Origin of the sequence: Arthrobacter sp. SIMBA_036 (genome assembly GCF_046535135.1) — a bacterium.
In the GTDB taxonomy this organism is placed as follows: Bacteria; Actinomycetota; Actinomycetes; order Actinomycetales; family Micrococcaceae; genus Arthrobacter.
In genome coordinates, this window is record NZ_JAWRXG010000459.1 from 1 (window position 1) to 236 (window position 236).

The following is a 236-nucleotide window of genomic DNA, read 5'->3' on the forward strand; positions in this document are numbered from 1 at the left end:
GGACGATGCCGCCTTCTGCCATCGCGTCACCGATGCCCTCAACAAGGGCTGGTCGCTGCAGGGCTCTCCCTCGGTCACCTTCAACGCCGAGACCAAGCAGGTCATCGCCGCCCAGGCGATCGTCAAGGACGTCGAAGGCAAGGACTACCACCCGGATATGAAGCTCTCCGAGCAGTAATATCTATCGGTCGGCTGCTTCTTCGGCGCTTTCTTCAATCCGCTCCATGTCGTCATCG

General features: G+C 60.2%; 1 protein-coding gene. It reads left to right on the top strand.

Annotation, left to right across the window (positions count from 1 at the left end; all coding sequences use genetic code 11):
* A partial coding sequence (locus SB659_RS20520) for a DUF1737 domain-containing protein (protein ID WP_410551773.1) occupies window positions 1-178 on the top strand: 178 nt, incomplete at its 5' end.
* Window positions 179-236 lie beyond the last annotated feature (58 nt).